Here is a 16945-nt window from a genome sequence, read left to right as displayed (position 1 = left end):
CTCTCCGCGCCATGTCCGAACCGTCGTCACAGCCTGCCACCACCCCCCAGGTGGAGGGCGTTCCCGCAGGCGGGGGTGCCGAGATCAGCCCCTGCGGTGCCTACCGCTGGCAGCTGCGCCGAAGCTGGGACCCCAGCCGGCCAGCTCTGCTGTTCATCGGCCTCAACCCCTCCCGCGCCGATGGCCGCCGCGACGACCCGACCCTGCGGCGCCTGCTCGGTTTCGCCCGGCGCTGGGGCCACGGCTCGCTCACGGTGGTGAACCTGTTCGCCCGCATCAGCCCAAGCCCGGCGGCCCTGCGCCGCTGCGCCGATCCAATCGGCGCAGCCAATGACGACTGGATCATCCGTTCGCTGAACGAAGCCCTGGAAGCTCCTTCCCCCGCCAGCCTCTGGCTGGGCTGGGGCAACGGTGGCCGCTGGCGGGGGCGCGATCAGCAGGTGCTGGAGCTGCTGCAGGCCGTCGGCGGCGCCGATCAACTCAGGGCCCTGGGCCTCACCGCCTCCGGCCAGCCCCGCCATCCCCTCTATGCCCCAGGTGTTGGGGCTCTGCAGCCCCTGGTTCTGGCGCAATCCCGTCAGCCTGCGGCATTCTGAGCACGCGTTGAACCGCCGCCATGCCCAGGACCCCCCGACGCTTCGCCGTGCATCTGCTGTTCAGCGGTGGCCATCGCGAGGTGGTGAACTTCGCCACCCTCGAGGCCTTCCAGCAGTGGTATTCCGGTGTGCTCAACGCCGGCCCGCCGGAGGCCTACGTGAACGTGCCGATCAACGACCTGCAGGGTGAATACCTGGTGGTGCGCCCCAGCGCCATCGTCGGGATCCGGGTCGAACCGCAGTTTGCCGTGAACGAGGATTGAGTCTCAGCAGCGACCGCCTCGGCCTGCTCTGGGGCCTCACCGTCTTCGCGGGCTCCATGGCCCAGCTGCTCGCTCAGCTCAGCGGGCTGCCCACGGTGGTGCTGCTGCTGGCCTCGGGCCTGCTGATCGGCCGCGCCGGCTTCGACCTGGTCGATCCTGAGCTGCTCGGCTCCGGCCTCGAGCCGATCGTGGGGCTGCTGGTGAGTCTGGTGCTGTTCGATGGCGGGCTCAACCTGCGCCTGGCGGGCCGCGAGCCCCGCCAGACCCTGCTGCGGATCGTGCTGGTGCGGGGCCTGCTGGGGCTCGTGGGCAGCGCCGCCCTGGCCCACGATCTGGCCGGCCTCGACTGGCCCGTGGCCCTGGTGTTCGGGGCGATCGTGCTGGCCACCGGCCCCACGGTGATCACACCGATGGTGCAGCAGATGCGCCTGAAGGCCTCCCTGGCCCAGGTGCTGGAGGCCGAAGGCCTCGTGCTCGAACCGTTCAGCGCCGTGCTGGCGGCCCTGCTGCTGGAGCTCGCCCTCGGTGAACTGGACAGCTGGGGGGATCTCGCCGGTGCCCTGGTCCTGCGGATCGGCGGTGGTGCCCTCGCCGGCGCCCTGGCGGGCTTCCTGCTGGCGGCCGTGCTCCAGCGCCTGCCCGTCACCGGCGAGCGCAGCGGCATGGTGCGCCTGCAGGTCACCCTTGGCGTGCTGTTTCTGCTGTTCAGCGGCGCTGAGGCCCTGCTGCCCGAGGCGGGGCTGCCGGCCGCCGTCACCGCTGGGGTGGTGGTGGGTTGGCGCCTCGATACCGAAGCCGATCAGCTCGATGTCCTAATCCGTCAGATGGCCCAGCTGGCGATCACGATGCTGTTCCCGTTGCTGGCGGCGGATGTCTCCTGGGGGGAGCTGAGCCCCCTGGGCTGGGGCGGCGTGGGCTGCGTGCTCGGGCTGATGCTGCTGCGGCTGCTGCTGGTGCAGGTGGCGGGCGTGGGCCTGCCCCTGGGCGGCCGCGAGAAGCTCCTGCTGAGCTGGATCGCCCCCCGGGGTATCGTCACCGCCGCCGTGGCCAGCCTGTTCGCCATCCGCCTCGAGGAGGCCGGGGTGCCAGGGGCCAGCCTGCTCAAGGGCCTGGTGTTCCTGACGATCCTGCTCACCGTGGGGCTCCAGGGCTTCACCGCCCCGGCCCTGGCCCGGCGCCTGGAGCTCGTGGATCCCGAACCCGAAGCCACCGCAGGCGGCTCGGCCAACGGCGCCTCAGAGGCTGCGCCCGAGCCGGGCGAGGTCCTCGCCACTGGGGTGGAGTAGGCACCAGGTGGCCACCAGATCGGGGCCCTGCAGGCTGCCGAGCAGGGCGGCCCGCAGGCTTTTCATCAGCACCCCTTTCTTGACGCCCGCGGCGGTGGCCGCGGCCCCCAGAAGCGCCTGGGCCTCTTCGGGCCCCAGGGACGCCGCCCCCTGGGCCGCCAGCGCCGCCCGCAGCGCCGCCAGCGCCGGCCTGGCCCCCTCGGTTTCCAGCTGGGCGCGGGCGGCCTCGTTCAGTTCCGGCCGCTCGAAGAAGGGCCTGGCCTGCTCGACGCCATCGGCCAGCAGGGTGAGTGAGGGCCCCAGCAGCTCCGTGAGCTGCTCCTGCCACCCCGGATCGCTCCCGATCGCCCCGTCAGCGCCCCAACCTTGCGCCTGCCACAGCGGCAGCAGCTGGCGGCGCAACTCGGCGGCCCCGAGGCCGTGCAGCACCTGGCCGTTGATCCAGTTCAGCTTGTCCCAGTCGAAGCGGGCCCCGGCCCGGTTCACGCGCTCGAAATCGAACACCGCCGCCGCCTGCTCCAGGCTGAAGCGCTCCCCCATGCCCTCCGGCGGCGACCAGCCCAGCAGGGTCATGTAGTTGGCCAGGGCTTCGGCGGTGTAGCCCATGGCGCGGAACTCCGACACGGAGGTGACGCCGTCGCGCTTGGAGAGCTTGCGGCCCTCCTGGTTGAGGATCAGGGGCGTGTGGGCGAACTGCGGCAGCGCCAGGCCCAGGGCCTGATACAGCAGGATCTGCTTGGCGGTGTTGGCGATGTGGTCCTCGCCGCGGATCACGTGGCTGATCGCCATCGCCGCGTCGTCCACCACCACCACCAGGTTGTAGAGGGGATCGCCGATGGCGCCAGCAGGGGCGCGCCGGGCGATCACCATGTCGCCCCCCAGGTCGGCGCCGGCCCAGCGCATCGCCCCGCGCACCAGGTCGTTCCATTCGACCGTGGCGGCGTCGTCGATGCGGAAGCGGATCACGCTCGGGCGGCCCTCGGCGATGAAGGCCTGCTCCTGCTCGGTGCTCAGGTCCCGGTGGCGGTTGTCGTAGCGCGGGGCTTTGCTGGCGGCGGCCTGGGCCTCGCGCATCGCCGTGAGTTCCGCCTCGCTGGCGTAGCAGCGGTAGGCGTGGCCGCTCTCCAGCAGCTGCGCGATCGCCTGGCGGTGGGCCTCGATCCGCTCGCTCTGGATCACCGGTTCGCCGTCCCAGGACAGCCCCAGCCAGGAGAGGCCCTCAAGGATGTTGGTGGTGAATTCCGGCCTGGAGCGCTCCCGGTCGGTGTCCTCGATGCGCAGCAGGAACTGGCCCCCGTGGCGGCGGGCGAACAGCCAGTTGAACACCGCCGTGCGGGCGGTGCCGATGTGCAGGGTGCCGGTGGGACTGGGGGCCAGGCGCACCCGAACAGGTCCGGCAACCGCCACGTGAGGCTCTCCAACAGATGAGTGAACGGGACTGACGGGATTCGAACCCGCAACTTCCGCCGTGACAGGGCGGTGCTCTAACCGGTTGAACTACAGTCCCAGTCGGGCTTTTGGCCGTCCTGTGTTGCGCTGGCAACTGGATGAGTATCTGTGATCACGGGTCCCGACGTCAACCGAGGGCCGGGGGCTCCAGTCGGTGCAGTTCGCTGACCATGGCGTCGATGCTCTCGGGGTTCGCCGCTTTGGTGGCGGAGCTGAGCAGTTCGCGGCCGATCACCACGGCCCCCAGATGGGCGAACTGCAGGCGCATAGCGCTGACCACCTTCTGGCCGCCGCCGCCGCTGTGGCTGGAGAGGGCCACCGGCACCCCCTGGAACAGGGCGCGGAAATCGGCCGTGCTGGTGGAGAGCCAGGCGATCGCGTTCACCAAGGTGGGGGGCAGGCTGCCGTTGTATTCCGGCGCGCAGACCCAGAGGCGCTGCTGCTGACGCAGGACCGCCGCCAGGATCTCCAGGGGCTCGCCTGCGCCCGCGGCCTGGCGCACCGGGGTGAACAGCGGCAGATCGAGCGCCACCAGATCAATCAGCTCGGAGCCGTGGCCCAGGGCCTGGGCGCGCTCGGCCACCAGCTCCGCCAGGGCGCGATTCTTGCCGTTGCTGGCCGTGAGGATGAGCATGGAACTGCCGCGGGGCTCAGGGGCTGGCCCTCAGGGGCGGAACCCTGCCGGCTCGATCAGCCGCACCTGGTTGCCGCGGGCGGTGAATTCCCGACCCTGGTCGCTCTGGACGACCACACGCCCGCCTGATTTGACCCGGATCACCCGGGCCCGAACCCAGCCGAGGGCGGCGGATTCGAGCACCTTGACCACATCACCGGGTTGTAGATCCAACTCCATATCCGGAACCGCGAAACTGCAGAGGGGGTAGTCGGACGCGCCGTGGAGGACTTGAACCCCCGACATCAGGTTTTGGAGACCTGCGTTCTACCAACTGAACTAACGGCGCAAGGCGAAACCCTTGGGGCGAAACCCTTGGGCCGCTGCTGAGGAAAGAAGCGGCCTGGGTGAACGAGGAGGAAGGCCTCAGCGATCGAAGCGCTGCTTGACGCGGGTGGCCTTGCCCACCCGATCGCGCAGATAAAAGAGCTTCGCTCGACGCACCTTACCGCGCCGCTCCACCTTCACGGAAGCCACCTGGGGGCTGTGGAGCATGAACACCCGCTCCACGCCGATGCCCTGGAAGATGCGGCGCACGGTGATGGTCTCGTTGAGGCCACCGTGGCGCTTGGCGATCACCACGCCCTCGTAGGGCTGGATGCGCTCCTTGTTGCCCTCACTGATGCGTACACCGACCCGCACGGTGTCGCCCACGTAGATCTCAGGCAGGTCGCTCTTGAGCTGCTCGGCTTCGAAGGCGCGGATCAGCTCGTAGGCGCTGAGCTTGCCGGTTTTCACCGCCGTCGCCGGGGGCTCGGCCACGGCAACAGCTGCCGTTTCGTTCAACTCGTTGGATTCCGCTGCCATCTTCCGGTTCCGTATACGCCTGACCAAACAAGGAGTGTACCGGCTCAGGGTTCCGCTTTTCTGGGAGCTGGCTTACGCCACTTCTGCACCAGCAGCCCCGCCCCGGTCGCCAGCATCCACAGCAGCCCGAGGCCGTTGAGCAGCACGTAGACGCTCTCGAAGCGGCTGCCCAGCCATTCCCCCTCGTGCAGCACCATCAGCAGGTGCACCTGGTCGCGGCTCAGGCCGGCCCAGTCCTTGAGCAGGCGGTAGGCCATGCCGCTGCAGACCGTGAGCAGCAGCGGTGTGAGCACCACCGGGGCGATCAGGCCATGGAGGCGGCGGAACGGCGCCGGGGTGGCCATGGGCTGGCGGGAGGTTCAAGCGGTCCAGTGTGGCGGTTGATAACTTGAAGGACCGCTACGGGCGTTTTCGGATGAATCTCTTCGCGGAACTGCTGGCCTCCACCAACGCTGCGGCCACCAAGGCGGCCAGCAGCGCCACCCAGGTGGGTCCGCGGATCCAGAAGAGCCGCCGCGGGGTGGAGATCAAATCGGCCCGGGAGATCGAGACGATGCGCCGCGCCAGCCGCATCGTGGCCACGGTGCTGCGCGAGATCACCGAGTTGGCGGCGCCGGGCCTCTCCACCGCCGATCTCGATCGCCACGCCGAGCAGCGCATCCGTGAGCTGGGCGCCACGCCGAGCTTCAAGGGCTACCACGGCTTCCCCGCCAGCATCTGCGCCTCGATCAACAACGAAGTGGTGCATGGGATCCCCAGCGCCAAACGGGTGATCAAGGCCGGTGATCTGGTCAAGATCGACACCGGCGCCTACTTCGAGGGTTACCACGGCGACAGCTGCATCACCCTCTGCGTCGGGGAGGGCATCAGCGAGGAGACCCGCCGCCTCAGCCGTGTGGCCCAGGAATCACTGATGAAGGGTCTGGCCCAGATCAAGGCCGGCAACACCTTGCTCGACATCGCCGGGGCCGTTCAGGATCACGTCGAGGCCCACGGCTATGCCGTGGTGGAGGACTACACCGGCCATGGCGTCGGCCGCAACCTGCACGAAGAGCCTTCGGTGTTCAACTTCCGCACCAAAGACCTGCCCAACATGAAGCTGCGCGCCGGCATGACCCTGGCGGTGGAGCCGATCCTCAACGCCGGTTCCAAGGACTGCCGCACCCTCAAGGACCGTTGGACCGTGGTCACCGTGGACGGCTCCTATTCCGCCCAGTGGGAGCACACCATCGCCGTCACCAGTGACGGCTGCGAGATCCTCACCGACCGGGATTTCTAGGGCCCAGCGTCCGTTTGGCGCCGGGTGACCAGACCGAAGTAAAGCCGCCGCCACACCGCAGCCAGGGGCATCGTGAGGTAGGTGAGCAGATTGGGGGTGACGATGATCAGCCCGAGGCCGCAGCTGGCCTGGGCCAGCACTTGGCGGGCCACGAAGCCCGCCGGCATCACCCCGATCGGGTTGAGGGCGGAGCGGAACGGCCCCAGCACCAGCCGCCGCAGGCGCCAGGGGGCCCCCGGGGCATCCAGCTGACGCAGGCTCAGCAGTTCCCCCAGCAGGCGCTTGCTGAGCTCATAGAGCGGACTCAACGCCGGCTGCACCTCCGCCTCCGAGGTGTTCACCCACACCTCCTTGATCGGCGCGGCCGGATCGGGCCGGCCCTGGCGTTCGCAGGTCGCCACGAACAGCTCCAGCAGTCGCCAGGCGCTCAGGGCATTCACTTCCAGGGAGCGCTCCACCGCCCCGGGGCTGCGCTCCCCATGGACATTGATGCCGTGGTTGATCACCAGGATGTCCACCCCCTCCAGCAGCTGCGCCAGGGCGCTCTCCTCGCCGCAGCGCCAGGGCACCTGCTCGAGAGCCAGCAGCTGGCCTTCGCTGTCCCGCAGCTCCAGGGGCGCCGCCGAACTGGTGAGGGCGATCGGTGTGGCGCCGCGGCGCTGGAGCTCCAGCAGCAGCGCCCGGCCAAGGCTTCCCCCCGCTCCGCTCACCGCCACCCGCCGGCCCGCCAGGGGCAGGGCCCGGCCCAGGAGCGCCTCAAGCAGATTCATCGCTGGGCCCCATCGGTGGGCGAACGCCCCACAGGCTGGCAGCATGGGGCATTCTTATAGCGCTCGCGGCGACCGACGCACGGATGGCCTCCAACAACCCCACGGATGTGGCCTCCCATGACGCCGCCCAGGTGGCGCTCTATGCCCCCTATTGCAGTGGGGTCAGCCGGGAGGGGGTGCTGGATCAGGCCATCCATCTGCTCGATCAAGGACGGGTGAGCGGCCAACGGGTGCTGAAGTTCGGGACACCGCACGTGTTCGAGCTGCGCTGGCAAGCCGGCACCTCCCCCCAGGAACGCAGCAGCTGTCAGCTGAGCTTTCCCCAGCTGCCCGAAGTGCTCTACAGCTTTTCCGTTCCCACCCACCAGCTGGTGCTCTGGCTGATGGATCTGATCCAGGACCGTGACGGGGGTGCTGAACCCGACCTGCCTGAGAACTTCTGGCGCTGGCTTCTGGTCGGTGAGATCCCCCACAGTCCTGTGCTCTAGATGGCCCCCACGCTTCTGATTGGTTCCTGTCACCCGTTCAGTGGCAAATCGGCTGTGGTGCTTGGCCTGGGGAGGCAACTGGTGCAGCAGGGGCTGGCCTTGCGCTTCGGCAAACCCCTGGCCACCAGCTGCACGCCCGACCCCGATCAGGAGTCGATCGAGCTGATCGACGACGACGTGCGTTTCGTGGGCAGCATCCTTGGCCTGGCTCCCGAGCAGCTGCTGCCCTCCCTCGATCTGCTGGAGCCCGCCACCGCCCTGGCCCGCCTGCTGGAGGGGCGCCGCAGCTCCGGGCCGGGCTTCGAGCTGCTGCAGCGGCGGCTGGGGGCCTTCAGTGACGGGGTCACCCTGCTGGAGGCCGCCGGAACCCTCAGTGAAGGTCTGCTCTATGGCCTCAACCTCAGCCGCCTGGCCGAGGCCTTCGCGGCCCCTGTGGTGCTCGTGCACCGCTGGGAGGACAGCCTCAGCATCGATGCGCTGCTGGAGGCCCAGCAGCAGCTGGGGGAGCACCTGGCCGGTGTGGTGCTCAATTCCGTCAACCCTGACCAGGTGGGCGAACTGCGCGCCGAACTGGTGCCCGCCCTGGAAGCTCTGGGGCTGCCGGTGTTCGGTGTGATGCCGCGCAGCCCGCTGCTGCGCAGCGTCACCGTTGAAGAGCTGGCGGGGCGCCTGGGGGCGCGGGTGCTCTGCTGCCGCGAGCGCCTCGATCTGCTGGTGGAAACCCTCAGCATCGGGGCGATGAACGTCAACTCGGCGATGGAATTCTTCCGCCGCCGCCGCAACATGGCCGTGGTCACCGGCGCCGACCGCACCGACATCCAGCTGGCGGCCCTCGAGGCCTCCACCCAGTGCCTGATCCTCACGGGCGCCAGCGAGCCCCTGCCACAGCTGATCAACCGCGCCGAGGAACTGGAGGTGCCGATCCTCAAGGTGGAGCACGACACCCTCACCACCGTGGAGGTGGTCGAGCGGGCCTTCGGCCACGCCCGCCTGCACGAATCAGTCAAGGCCACCTACGCCTTCAAGCTGGTGCAGGAGCACTGCTCGTTCAACCGATTGTTCGATCGGCTGAGGTTGCCCCAGCGGGCCTGAGGAGAGCGCTGCTAATTTCAACTCGCTGGCAGATGGCAAGCGTTGACTCGGTCCCTTGATCTACCGGCCCTCGACCGGATCGACACCCTGGCCCAGGAGCTGGCGATGCTCCAGGACACGGGCAAACGGCGCATCGCCATCCTCGGCAGCCGTCACGTGCCGGTGGTCTCGATCCACCTGGTGGAGCTGGTGGCGCGGTCCCTGGCCCAGGAGGGGCACAATCTGGTCACCTCGGGCTCGTTGGGGGTGAACGCCGCCGTCATTCGCGGTGTGCTGGAGGTGGACCCCAGCCGGCTGACGGTGCTGCTGCCCCAGAGCCTGGAGCGCCAGCCCAGCGAATCCCGCGACCAGCTGGAGCGGGTGCTGCACCTGGTCGAGAAGCCCGAGCACGACGAACTGCCCCTGCCGATGGCCAGCAGCCTCTGCAACCAGGAGATCATCGGCCGCTGCGACCAGCTGATCTGTTACGCCTTCCACGACAGCGAGACCCTGCTCACCAGCTGCCACGCCGCCGAGGACATGGGCAAGGTGGTCAGCCTGATGTTCTTCGACTGAGGTCGCCGGGCCCGGGCCCTTCAGGATTCTGATCAGGATTCCGAGGCCATCACCTCCAGCCGCGTGCCCACCCGACGCATCACCACCACCTGATCACCGGGCTCAAGCCGCCTGGGTTCATCGAGGCTTTCGGCGGCCCAGCTCTGGCCCTGCCAGCGCACCCGGCCGCGCCCCTGGGCGTCGAAGGCGGCGATCACCTCGGCCCGGTCGTCGGCGGGGGCGAGGCGCTCCAGCTTCGAGGGCTGCCGGCTCGACCAGCGCCACAGCGCCGCGCTGCCCAGCAGGCTGATCAGGGCAAAGACCACCACCTGCATCGACACCGGCAGGCCCACCAGGGCCGTGAGCGCCGACACCAGCAGGGCGGCCACCGCCGCGATCTCGAAGCCCCCGAACCCGGGGATGCTCACTTCGATCAGGAACAGCACCCCGGCCATCGCCAGCCAGAACAGTGGGGCCATCGGGCCAAGGGCGAATCCTGCCAGTCTGCTGTGGGCTGAACGGCAGCGCTGCCTAACCTGGATCGGTTCAACCCATCTGGACTCCCATGGAAGTGCTGTTTTCGCTGCCGGCGCTGGTGCTGCTCGGGTTTCTGGGAGTGGGCAGCGCCAAGATCACCAACGGCGGGCGCTCGATGCTGGTGGAGCGCCTGGGCAAGTTCGACCGGGAACTCAAGCCGGGCCTGTCGCTGGTGCTGCCCGTGGTCGAACGGGTCGTCAGCAACGAGTCGCTCAAGGAGCGGGTGCTCGACATTCCCCCCCAGCAGTGCATCACCAAGGACAACGTCTCGATCGAGGTGGATGCGGTGGTCTACTGGCAGCTGCTCGAGCATGCCAAGGCCTACTACGCCCTCGACAACCTGCAGTCGGCGATGGTGAATCTGGTGCTCACCCAGATCCGCTCGGAGATGGGCAAGCTCGACCTCGACCAGACCTTCTCCACCCGCTCGGAGGTGAACGAAGTGCTGCTCCATGAGCTTGATCAGGCCACCGATCCCTGGGGCGTGAAGGTCACCCGGGTGGAGATGCGCGACATCGTGCCGTCCCCGGGGGTGCAGCAGGCGATGGAGATGCAGATGAGCGCCGAGCGCGAGAAGCGCGCCGCGATCCTGCGCTCCGAAGGGGAGCGGGAGTCACAGGTGAATGCGGCCAAGGGGCGGGCCGAGGCCCTGGTGCTCGATGCCAAGGCCCAGCAGGAGGCCCTGCTGCTGGGTTCCGAAGCCCAGGCCCAGCAGCAGAAGGTGTTGGCCATTGCCCGCGCCGAGGCGGCCGCCGAGCTGGCGCGTGTGATCGAAGCCCACCCGGCGGGCGCCGAAGGCCTGCGCCTGTTGCTGGCCATGGACTGGACCTCCATGGGCAAGGAGATGGCCAAGACCCCCGGTGGCAGCGTGCTGATGGTCGACCCCCAGAGTCCCGCCTCCCTGCTCACCGCTCTCAGGGGGCTGCAGGAGAAGGGCTGAGGGCGGACCGCCGCTCGGTGGCCGCGGGCTAGCTGGTTCAAGCCGCCGCCAGCACCGCCTTGAGCCCTTCGGAATACAGCACCGCCGTGGCGAGCAGCGCGCCGATCCAGCAGAGGCTGCGCAGGGGAGGCACGTTGGCCACATAGGCGCCGTTGTAGGCCAGGCGCAGCAGCGGATGGGCCCAGGCGGCCACCAGCGCCGCCGGCGCGTTCACCCCGGCGACCAGGCAGAGCAGGCAGGCCGGGGCATGGAGCGTGAACGCCTCGAAGGCGTTCTGGTGGGCCCAGCTGGCCCGCTGCCCCCAGGCCGGCAGCCGCTCGAACATCGCCCGCGGTGCCGCCAGATCGGCGACGCTGAAATCAGCCCGGGAGCGGCCCAGGGCCAGCGGCACCAGGCTCACGATCACCACGGCGCCGGCCAGCACCAGCGACCAGGCGAAGGGGGCAGCGGCAGTCAGGGGCATGGCAGCAGAGGAGTGGGCGAGGTCCCTTTTCTAGGCTGGAGCCCCTCACCCCTGTCTTCTGGTCCGATGGCCGACACCTACTCCTTTGATGTGGTCTCCGATTTCGATCGCCAGGAGCTGGTCAATGCCGTGGACCAGGTGCGCCGCGAGGTGGGCCAGCGCTACGACCTCAAGGATTCCAAAACCGAGATCGAGCTGGAGGAGGGCAGCCTCACGATCACCACCGCCAGCGACATGACGTTGGAGGCCGTGGTCGATGTGCTGCGCCAGAAGGCCACCAAACGGGAGCTGTCGCTCAAGATCTTCGACTTCCAGACCCCCGAGCCCGTGGGCGGCAACCGGGTGCAGCAGAAAGTGCTGCTGCGCAAGGGCCTCAGCCAGGAGCTGGCCAAAAAGCTCTCCAAGACGGTGCGTGATCAGCTCAAGAAGGTGACCGTCGCGATCCAGGGGGACAGCCTGCGGGTCACCGGCAAGAACAAGGACGACCTGCAACAGGCGATCCAGCTGTTGCGCGCCGAGGATCTGGAGCTGCCGCTGCAGTTCGAGAACTTCCGCTGATGGGCTTGGTCCGGGGCCGGCCGGCTCCCCGGAGCTCAGCTCAGTACAGGCCGACGCAGGTGTCGGTGGGGGTGAGCTTCATCAGCGACCAGAGGGCGCCGTACTGGGCCGCCGTGAGCTTCAGCTCCTGCTGCATCTTGCCGGCCGCCGGTGTGCCGGGGGCCGCCGAGGCCCCCAGGTCCTTGTTGAGGATGACGAATCCCTGGCACATCACATCGATGTCGACGTTGAGATCGGCGGCCCGGGCGGGAAGGCCCAGCATGGGAAGGAGCCCAGCGCTCAAGGCAGCGGCGGTGAAGCCAGTGGCGGTGAAGGCAAGGGCTATCAGTTTCATCTGAACAGAACCATCCTTGAGAGCCGGTGGCGGCTGACTTCCTAGGCTAAGGCTCCCGTTGATGATCGACCTGGGGTTGGCCTGGCGCTTCTGGATCGACCGGGGTGGCACCTTCACCGACCTGGTGGCCCGCAGCCCAGGCGGTGAGCTGGTCGTGCGCAAGGTGTTGTCGGCGGCGGCCGGCGGTGATCCGGTGGTGGCGGCGATCCGAGAGCTGGTGGGGGTGGGCCCTGGGGAACCCCTGCCCAAAGGAGCCATCGCCGAGGTGCGCCTGGGCACCACCGTGGCCACCAATGCGTTGCTGGAGCGCTCCGGCGCCCCCACCCTGCTGCTGGTGAGCTGCGGCTTCGCCGATGCCCTGCTGATCGGCGACCAGCACCGGCTCGATCTCTTCGCCCTGCGGATCGTGAAGCCCGACCAGCTCCTTGGCCGGGTGCTGGAGGTGGGCGGCCGCCTGGCGGCCGACGGCAGCGAGCTAGAGCCGCTCGGGTTGGATGCCGAGCTGGAGGTGGAGTTGCGCCGTGCCCACGCTGATGGCTACCGAAGTGTTGCTGTTGCTTTGCTCCATGGCGCCCGCCATCCCTGCCATGAGCGCGCCCTCGGGGAGTGGCTGCGCCAGCTGGGGTTCAACCATGTGGCCCTCTCCCACCGGGTGAGCCCCCTGACCAAGCTGGTGCCCCGGGCCCAGACCGCTGTGGTGGAGGCCTATGTGGATCCGCCCCTGCGGGCCTACCTGGGCCAGCTGCAGGCTGAGCTGGGGCCCGATTGTGGGTTGCGGGTGATGCAGTCGAGTGGTGGATTGATCGCGCCGGAGCAGCTGAGGGCCAAGGACACGATTCTCTCCGGCCCGGCCGGGGGCCTGGTGGGCGCCTGCCGCATCGCGGCGGCGGCTGGGCTTGGCGCGATCGTCGGCTTTGACATGGGCGGTACCTCCACGGATGTGTTCCATTCGGCCGGGCCTGGGCTGCCCTGGGAGCGCTGCAGCGAAACGGAACTCGCCGGCCTCAGCCTGCAGGCGCCGATGCTGGCGATCCATACCGTCGCCGCCGGTGGTGGCTCCGTGGTGCATGTCGATGGCGAGCGACTGCAGGTGGGGCCCGCCTCCGCCGGCGCCGATCCGGGGCCGGCCTGCTACCAGCGCGGCGGCCCGGCCACGGTCACCGATGCCAACCTGCTGCTGGGGCGCCTGCGGCCCGAGGCCTTTCCGGCGCTGTTCGGCCCCGGCGGTGATCAGCCTTTGGAGGTCGCAGCATCGGCGGCGCGGTTCGAGGCGTTGGCGGCGCAACTGGAGGTTGCCTGGCCAACGGCTCCCGGGTCCACGCCCCAGCCCATCGAGCGTCTGGCGGAGGGGGCGGTGGCGATCGCCGTGGCGCGCATGGCCGGTGCGATCCGGCGGATCTCAATCCAGCGGGGCCACGACCTGCGCCAGGCCGCCCTGGTGGGCTACGGCGGGGCCGGCGGGCAGCACGCCTGTGCCCTGGCGGAGGCCCTGGGCATGGCCCAGGTGTTGCTCCATCCCCTCGCTGGGGTGCTCTCCGCCTACGGCATGGGTCTGGCCGAGGAGCGGCGGATCCGTGAGCGCAGTGTGCTGGAGCCCCTCGATGCAGCCTGCGTGCGGCGCTTGCATGAGCTGGCGGAGCGCCTCGATGGCGAGCCGCTGCCGGGCTCGTCGCGGCGGGTGACCGCCTGGCTGCGGCTTCGGGGCGCTGAGGTGAGCCTGCCGGCAGCCCTGAACTCCTTGGAGGCGATGACGCGCAGCTTTCTCGAGAGCCATCAGCAGCGCTACGGCTACTCCCCCGCTGGAGTGGGCGGCACGCCTGTGGCTCTGGAGGTGGAATGGCTGAGTGTGGAGCGGGTGGCGGCCGGCGCTCCCCTGGCGGATCGCGCGCAACAGCCCGGCGGCGATCCCCAGGACCCGGAGGACAGCCCCGCCACGGCATCCCTGTTCATCGATGGGGCCTGGCAGCCAGCGTCGCTGCTCTCCCGGGGGCGCCTGAGGCCGGGTGATCGGCTCAGGGGGCCAGCCCTGATCACCGAGTCCACCGGCACCGTGCTGGTGGCGCCACGCTGGGACCTCCAGGTGCTGGCGGGGGGGGAGTTGATGCTGCGTCATGCCCCCTCTGGCCCTGGCCGCGCCGGGACCCATGAGCTCGGTACCCGCTCGGACGATCCGGCGGCTCCCGTGGATCCGGAGGCAGTGGATCCGGTGCTGCTGGAGCTGTTTCACTACCGTTTCACCGCCATCGCCGAGCAGATGGGCGAACGTCTGCGCCTCACCAGCACCTCGGTGAACATCCGCGAGCGGCTGGATTTCTCCTGCGCCCTGTTCGATCGCCGCGGCAATCTGGTCGCCAACGCCCCCCACATTCCGGTGCACCTGGGCTCCATGGGCGAAAGTGTCGCCAGCCTGCTGGCGGCCGTCGCCCGCGGGGAGCGCCCGCCCCTGGCCCCCGGGGATGCGGTGGTCTCCAACGATCCCTACAACGGCGGCACCCACCTGCCGGATCTGACCGTGATCACGCCGGTGTTCGCCGCTGCCGGTGAGCCGTCGTTCTTCGTGGCCAGCCGTGGCCACCACGCCGATGTGGGTGGCCTCACCCCCGGTTCAATGCCCCCCAACAGCTCCAGCATCGAGGAGGAGGGTCTGCTGCTCGACAACGTGCCGTTCCTGGAGCAAGGCGAGTTCTCTGAGGCATCCTGGCGCCAACGGCTCGCTGCCGGAGCCTGGCCAGTGCGCAATCCCGACCAGCTCCTCGCCGATCTCCAGGCCCAGGTGGCGGCCAATCGCCTGGGGGCGGCCGAGCTGGAGCGCCTGGTGGCCCAGGAGGGGTGCGAGCGGGTGCTGGCCTACATGGGCCATGGGCAGGACAACGCCGCCGAGGCCGTGCGCCGGGTGATCGATCGCCTGGAGGATGGGGCCTTCCGGGTGGAGCTCGATGACGGGGCCGCCATCGCCGTGGCGGTGCGGATTGATCGGGCCGCGCGCCGGGCCACGGTTGATTTCAGCGGCACCTCCCCCCAGCACCCGGGGAATCTCAACGCCCCCCTGGCGATCACCAAGGCGGTGGTGCTCTATGTGTTCCGCACCCTGGTGGGGGAAGCGATCCCCCTCAATGCCGGCTGCTTCCGGCCCATCGATCTGGTGGTGCCGGAGGGCTGCCTGCTGCGGCCCCGGCACCCCGCCGCCGTGGTGGCCGGCAATGTGGAAACCTCCCAGGCGATCGCCAATGCTCTCTTTGGCGCCCTGGGGGTGATGGCGGCGGCCCAGGGCACGATGAACAACCTCAGTTTTGGCAATGGCCACTGCCAGTACTACGAGACGATCTGCGGCGGCAGCGGCGCCGGTGCCACGTTCGCGGGGGCTGACGCCATCCAGAGCCACATGACCAACTCACGCCTCAGCGACCCGGAGGTGCTCGAAAGCCGTTTCCCGGTGCGGCTGGAGTCGTTCGCCATCCGGCGCGGCAGTGGTGGCCTGGGCCGCCACCGGGGGGGCGATGGGGTGGTGCGGCGGCTGCGCTTCCTGGAGCCGCTGACGGTGTCGATCCTCTCGGGCTCCCGCCGGGTGCCCCCGTTCGGCCTGGCGGGTGGTGGGCCGGGGGCGCTCGGCCGCAACCGCCTCGAGCGCGCCGATGGGTCGATCGAAGCCCTGGCGGGCAGCGTTGAGCTGGAGGTTCAACCCGGTGATCTGCTGGAGATCGCCACCCCCGGAGGCGGCGGCTATGGAACCTAGGTTCAGGCTGTCGACCCTGGCGGCGCCCCTGCTGGCGGCGCTGACGCTTGTGGCCGGCTGCTCCGGTGATTCCTCTGGCCCGCTGGCGGCTGGCCGCCTGGGCCTGATCCAGCAGCGGGGCCACCTGATCTGCGGCATCAACGGCCAGTTGCCAGGCTTCAGCAGCGTGGGCGCCGATGGCCGCTTCCAGGGCCTCGATGTGGAGATCTGCCGCGCCGTGGCCGCCGCCGTGCTGGGGGATCCATCCAAGCTCGATCTCAAGTTGCTCAGCAGCAACGATCGCTTCGCCGCCGTCGCCAGTGGCGATGTCGATCTGCTCTCTCGCAACACCACGCTCAACCTCAGCCGCGATGCCCCCGGCGGCAACGCCCTCTCGTTTGCGCCGATCGTCTACTACGACGGCGGCGGTGTGCTGGCGCCGGTTTCCAGCGGCATCACGCGGTTGGCGGACCTGGCCGGGCGCACGGTCTGTGTGGTGAGCGGCTCCACCAACGAGGGCGTGCTTGCTGATCGCATGGGCAGCCTGGGGCTCGCCTATGTGCCGATCCGCTACCGCAACGCCGACGAGACTTTTAGTGCCTACCTCTCGGGCCGCTGCGAGGCCGTCACCAGCGACCGCTCCGGCCTGGCGGCCCGCCGCACCCTGTTCCCCGATCCCGCCGCCCACCGCCTGCTCCCTGGCATCCTCAGTAAGGAGCCGATGGCCCCCGCCAGCGGCCAGGCGGATCCAGTCTGGGCCGATGCCGTGCGCTGGAGTGTGCGCGCCCTGATCGAGGCGGAGGAGCTGGGGCTGAGCCGCGCCAACCTGGCCGCGCGCACCGCAACGGCCAGGGCCGATCCCCGCCAGAGCCAGCTGCGTCGTTTTCTGGGCCTCGAGGGCGACCTGGGCCGTCAACTGGGCCTGCCCGCCGACTTCGCCGCCAGGGCCGTGGCGGCGGTGGGCAACTACGGCGAGCTGTTCGAGCGCACCCTGGGCCAGGGCTCGCCCCTGGGGCTGGAGCGCGGCCCCAACCGCCTCTGGCGCGATGGCGGGCTGCTCTACTCACCGCCCTTTCGCTGAGCCTTTTCGCTGGGGCCTTTCGCTGAGTTGATGCGCGAAACGTGCCTTGGGAAGCCTGCCCCGGCCGATCGCCCCATAACCTG

General features: G+C 69.5%; 20 protein-coding genes and 2 tRNA genes. 11 read left to right on the top strand and 11 right to left on the bottom strand.

What is annotated here, in order from left to right:
- Window positions 1–11 precede the first annotated feature (11 nt).
- The 3 genes from KBZ13_RS04805 to KBZ13_RS04795 are packed head-to-tail and all read left to right on the top strand — an operon-like array spanning window position 12 to window position 2145.
- A complete protein-coding gene (locus KBZ13_RS04805; RefSeq protein WP_255006967.1) occupies window positions 12–596 on the top strand; it encodes a DUF1643 domain-containing protein in 585 nt (194 codons plus the stop codon).
- A gap of 20 nt (window positions 597–616) precedes the next feature.
- Complete coding sequence (locus tag KBZ13_RS04800) at window positions 617–859, top strand: hypothetical protein (RefSeq protein ID WP_255006966.1); 243 nt, start codon at window positions 617–619, stop codon at window positions 857–859.
- Between the two features lie 56 nt (window positions 860–915).
- A complete protein-coding gene (locus KBZ13_RS04795) occupies window positions 916–2145 on the top strand; it encodes a cation:proton antiporter (RefSeq protein ID WP_409995612.1) in 1230 nt (409 codons plus the stop codon).
- Here KBZ13_RS04795 and gltX read toward each other — a convergent pair.
- The 7 genes from gltX to KBZ13_RS04760 form a co-directional block, all read right to left on the bottom strand.
- The gene (gltX, locus tag KBZ13_RS04790) at window positions 2095–3552 is read right to left on the bottom strand and encodes a glutamate--tRNA ligase (protein ID WP_255006952.1); all 1458 of its coding nucleotides are present in this window, start codon (window positions 3550–3552) and stop codon (window positions 2095–2097) included. The two genes, KBZ13_RS04795 and gltX, sit on opposite strands and share 51 nt — an antisense overlap.
- A 26-nt stretch (window positions 3553–3578) precedes the next feature.
- A tRNA-Asp gene (locus KBZ13_RS04785) sits at window positions 3579–3652 on the bottom strand.
- A gap of 69 nt (window positions 3653–3721) precedes the next feature.
- A complete protein-coding gene (locus tag KBZ13_RS04780) occupies window positions 3722–4228 on the bottom strand; it encodes an NADPH-dependent FMN reductase (RefSeq protein WP_255006950.1) in 507 nt (168 codons plus the stop codon).
- A 30-nt stretch (window positions 4229–4258) separates the two neighbouring features.
- A complete protein-coding gene (locus KBZ13_RS04775) occupies window positions 4259–4447 on the bottom strand; it encodes a hyperconserved protein Hcp (RefSeq protein ID WP_006043540.1) in 189 nt (62 codons plus the stop codon).
- Between the two features lie 36 nt (window positions 4448–4483).
- A tRNA-Trp gene (locus tag KBZ13_RS04770) sits at window positions 4484–4556 on the bottom strand.
- Window positions 4557–4633: 77 nt separating this feature from the next.
- Window positions 4634–5074: a 50S ribosomal protein L19 gene (gene rplS / locus KBZ13_RS04765; RefSeq protein WP_255006948.1), complete on the bottom strand. Its 441-nt coding sequence runs from the start codon at window positions 5072–5074 to the stop codon at window positions 4634–4636.
- A gap of 44 nt (window positions 5075–5118) precedes the next feature.
- A complete protein-coding gene (locus KBZ13_RS04760; protein WP_255006946.1) occupies window positions 5119–5418 on the bottom strand; it encodes a peptidase in 300 nt (99 codons plus the stop codon).
- Between the two features lie 71 nt (window positions 5419–5489).
- On the opposite strand from KBZ13_RS04760, the gene map reads away from it, so the two are divergent.
- Window positions 5490–6353, top strand: a complete 864-nt coding sequence (gene map, locus KBZ13_RS04755) for a type I methionyl aminopeptidase (RefSeq protein ID WP_255006944.1) — start codon at window positions 5490–5492, stop codon at window positions 6351–6353.
- Here map and KBZ13_RS04750 read toward each other — a convergent pair.
- On the bottom strand, window positions 6350–7123 hold the full coding sequence (locus tag KBZ13_RS04750) for a short-chain dehydrogenase (protein ID WP_255006942.1): 774 nt from the start codon (window positions 7121–7123) through the stop codon (window positions 6350–6352). The genes map and KBZ13_RS04750 overlap by 4 nt on opposite strands.
- A gap of 83 nt (window positions 7124–7206) precedes the next feature.
- Between KBZ13_RS04750 and ebsA the strand changes: the two genes are divergently transcribed.
- The 3 genes from ebsA to KBZ13_RS04735 are packed head-to-tail and all read left to right on the top strand — an operon-like array spanning window position 7207 to window position 9258.
- Window positions 7207–7611 carry a type IV pilus biogenesis protein EbsA gene (ebsA, locus tag KBZ13_RS04745; protein ID WP_255006939.1) on the top strand — a complete coding sequence of 135 codons (405 nt, stop codon included), beginning with the start codon at window positions 7207–7209 and terminating at the stop codon, window positions 7609–7611.
- On the top strand, window positions 7612–8703 hold the full coding sequence (locus tag KBZ13_RS04740) for a phosphotransacetylase family protein (protein ID WP_255006938.1): 1092 nt from the start codon (window positions 7612–7614) through the stop codon (window positions 8701–8703).
- Window positions 8704–8745: 42 nt separating this feature from the next.
- On the top strand, window positions 8746–9258 hold the full coding sequence (locus KBZ13_RS04735; protein WP_255006936.1) for a DNA-protecting protein DprA: 513 nt from the start codon (window positions 8746–8748) through the stop codon (window positions 9256–9258).
- 32 nt (window positions 9259–9290) lie between these two features.
- Here KBZ13_RS04735 and KBZ13_RS04730 read toward each other — a convergent pair whose 3' ends face one another.
- Window positions 9291–9716 carry an NfeD family protein gene (locus KBZ13_RS04730; RefSeq protein WP_255006933.1) on the bottom strand — a complete coding sequence of 142 codons (426 nt, stop codon included), beginning with the start codon at window positions 9714–9716 and terminating at the stop codon, window positions 9291–9293.
- 86 nt (window positions 9717–9802) lie between these two features.
- On the opposite strand from KBZ13_RS04730, the gene KBZ13_RS04725 reads away from it, so the two are divergent.
- On the top strand, window positions 9803–10714 hold the full coding sequence (locus KBZ13_RS04725; protein ID WP_255006931.1) for an SPFH domain-containing protein: 912 nt from the start codon (window positions 9803–9805) through the stop codon (window positions 10712–10714).
- Between the two features lie 37 nt (window positions 10715–10751).
- Here the strand turns inward: KBZ13_RS04725 and KBZ13_RS04720 are convergent, their stop codons facing one another.
- Complete coding sequence (locus KBZ13_RS04720; protein ID WP_255006929.1) at window positions 10752–11177, bottom strand: MAPEG family protein; 426 nt, start codon at window positions 11175–11177, stop codon at window positions 10752–10754.
- 66 nt (window positions 11178–11243) lie between these two features.
- On the opposite strand from KBZ13_RS04720, the gene KBZ13_RS04715 reads away from it, so the two are divergent.
- Entirely contained in the window at window positions 11244–11735 is a 492-nt protein-coding gene (locus KBZ13_RS04715) for a YajQ family cyclic di-GMP-binding protein (RefSeq protein ID WP_255006926.1), read from the top strand.
- A 40-nt stretch (window positions 11736–11775) separates the two neighbouring features.
- On the opposite strand, the gene KBZ13_RS04710 is transcribed toward KBZ13_RS04715, so the two are convergent.
- Window positions 11776–12069 carry a hypothetical protein gene (locus KBZ13_RS04710; protein WP_255006925.1) on the bottom strand — a complete coding sequence of 98 codons (294 nt, stop codon included), beginning with the start codon at window positions 12067–12069 and terminating at the stop codon, window positions 11776–11778.
- Window positions 12070–12130: 61 nt separating this feature from the next.
- Here KBZ13_RS04710 and KBZ13_RS04705 point away from each other — a divergent pair, with 61 nt between their 5' ends.
- Window positions 12131–15802, top strand: coding sequence for a hydantoinase B/oxoprolinase family protein (locus KBZ13_RS04705; protein WP_255006924.1), 3672 nt, complete (start codon window positions 12131–12133; stop codon window positions 15800–15802).
- Window positions 15792–16862 carry an amino acid ABC transporter substrate-binding protein gene (locus tag KBZ13_RS04700; RefSeq protein WP_255006923.1) on the top strand — a complete coding sequence of 357 codons (1071 nt, stop codon included), beginning with the start codon at window positions 15792–15794 and terminating at the stop codon, window positions 16860–16862. Before KBZ13_RS04705 ends, KBZ13_RS04700 begins: the two co-directional genes overlap by 11 nt.
- The last annotated feature ends 83 nt before the right edge of the window (window positions 16863–16945 follow it).

It is taken from the genome of Cyanobium sp. ATX 6F1, from assembly GCF_024346315.1.
Taxonomy (GTDB): Bacteria; Cyanobacteriota; Cyanobacteriia; order PCC-6307; family Cyanobiaceae; genus ATX-6F1.
Note: the sequence above shows the minus strand (reverse complement) of the source record. Positions and strands in the feature narration are given on the sequence as shown.

Excerpts from the sequence above, each read along its gene's own strand:
- rplS (WP_255006948.1), bottom strand. The coding sequence starts at position 5,074 with ATGGCAGCGGAATCCAACGAGTTGAACGAAACGGCAGCTGTTGCCGTG.
- KBZ13_RS04740 (WP_255006938.1), top strand. The coding sequence starts at position 7,612 with ATGGCCCCCACGCTTCTGATTGGTTCCTGTCACCCGTTCAGTGGCAAA.
- KBZ13_RS04805 (WP_255006967.1), top strand. The coding sequence starts at position 12 with ATGTCCGAACCGTCGTCACAGCCTGCCACCACCCCCCAGGTGGAGGGC.
- KBZ13_RS04720 (WP_255006929.1), bottom strand. The coding sequence starts at position 11,177 with ATGCCCCTGACTGCCGCTGCCCCCTTCGCCTGGTCGCTGGTGCTGGCC.
- KBZ13_RS04775 (WP_006043540.1), bottom strand. The coding sequence starts at position 4,447 with ATGGAGTTGGATCTACAACCCGGTGATGTGGTCAAGGTGCTCGAATCC.
- KBZ13_RS04715 (WP_255006926.1), top strand. The coding sequence starts at position 11,244 with ATGGCCGACACCTACTCCTTTGATGTGGTCTCCGATTTCGATCGCCAG.
- KBZ13_RS04760 (WP_255006946.1), bottom strand. The coding sequence starts at position 5,418 with ATGGCCACCCCGGCGCCGTTCCGCCGCCTCCATGGCCTGATCGCCCCG.
- KBZ13_RS04710 (WP_255006925.1), bottom strand. The coding sequence starts at position 12,069 with ATGAAACTGATAGCCCTTGCCTTCACCGCCACTGGCTTCACCGCCGCT.
- KBZ13_RS04705 (WP_255006924.1), top strand. The coding sequence starts at position 12,131 with ATGATCGACCTGGGGTTGGCCTGGCGCTTCTGGATCGACCGGGGTGGC.
- KBZ13_RS04700 (WP_255006923.1), top strand. The coding sequence starts at position 15,792 with ATGGAACCTAGGTTCAGGCTGTCGACCCTGGCGGCGCCCCTGCTGGCG.
- KBZ13_RS04800 (WP_255006966.1), top strand. The coding sequence starts at position 617 with ATGCCCAGGACCCCCCGACGCTTCGCCGTGCATCTGCTGTTCAGCGGT.
- KBZ13_RS04780 (WP_255006950.1), bottom strand. The coding sequence starts at position 4,228 with ATGCTCATCCTCACGGCCAGCAACGGCAAGAATCGCGCCCTGGCGGAG.
- KBZ13_RS04730 (WP_255006933.1), bottom strand. The coding sequence starts at position 9,716 with ATGGCCCCACTGTTCTGGCTGGCGATGGCCGGGGTGCTGTTCCTGATC.
- KBZ13_RS04795 (WP_409995612.1), top strand. The coding sequence starts at position 916 with ATGGCCCAGCTGCTCGCTCAGCTCAGCGGGCTGCCCACGGTGGTGCTG.
- map (WP_255006944.1), top strand. The coding sequence starts at position 5,490 with ATGAATCTCTTCGCGGAACTGCTGGCCTCCACCAACGCTGCGGCCACC.
- ebsA (WP_255006939.1), top strand. The coding sequence starts at position 7,207 with ATGGCCTCCAACAACCCCACGGATGTGGCCTCCCATGACGCCGCCCAG.
- KBZ13_RS04750 (WP_255006942.1), bottom strand. The coding sequence starts at position 7,123 with ATGAATCTGCTTGAGGCGCTCCTGGGCCGGGCCCTGCCCCTGGCGGGC.
- KBZ13_RS04725 (WP_255006931.1), top strand. The coding sequence starts at position 9,803 with ATGGAAGTGCTGTTTTCGCTGCCGGCGCTGGTGCTGCTCGGGTTTCTG.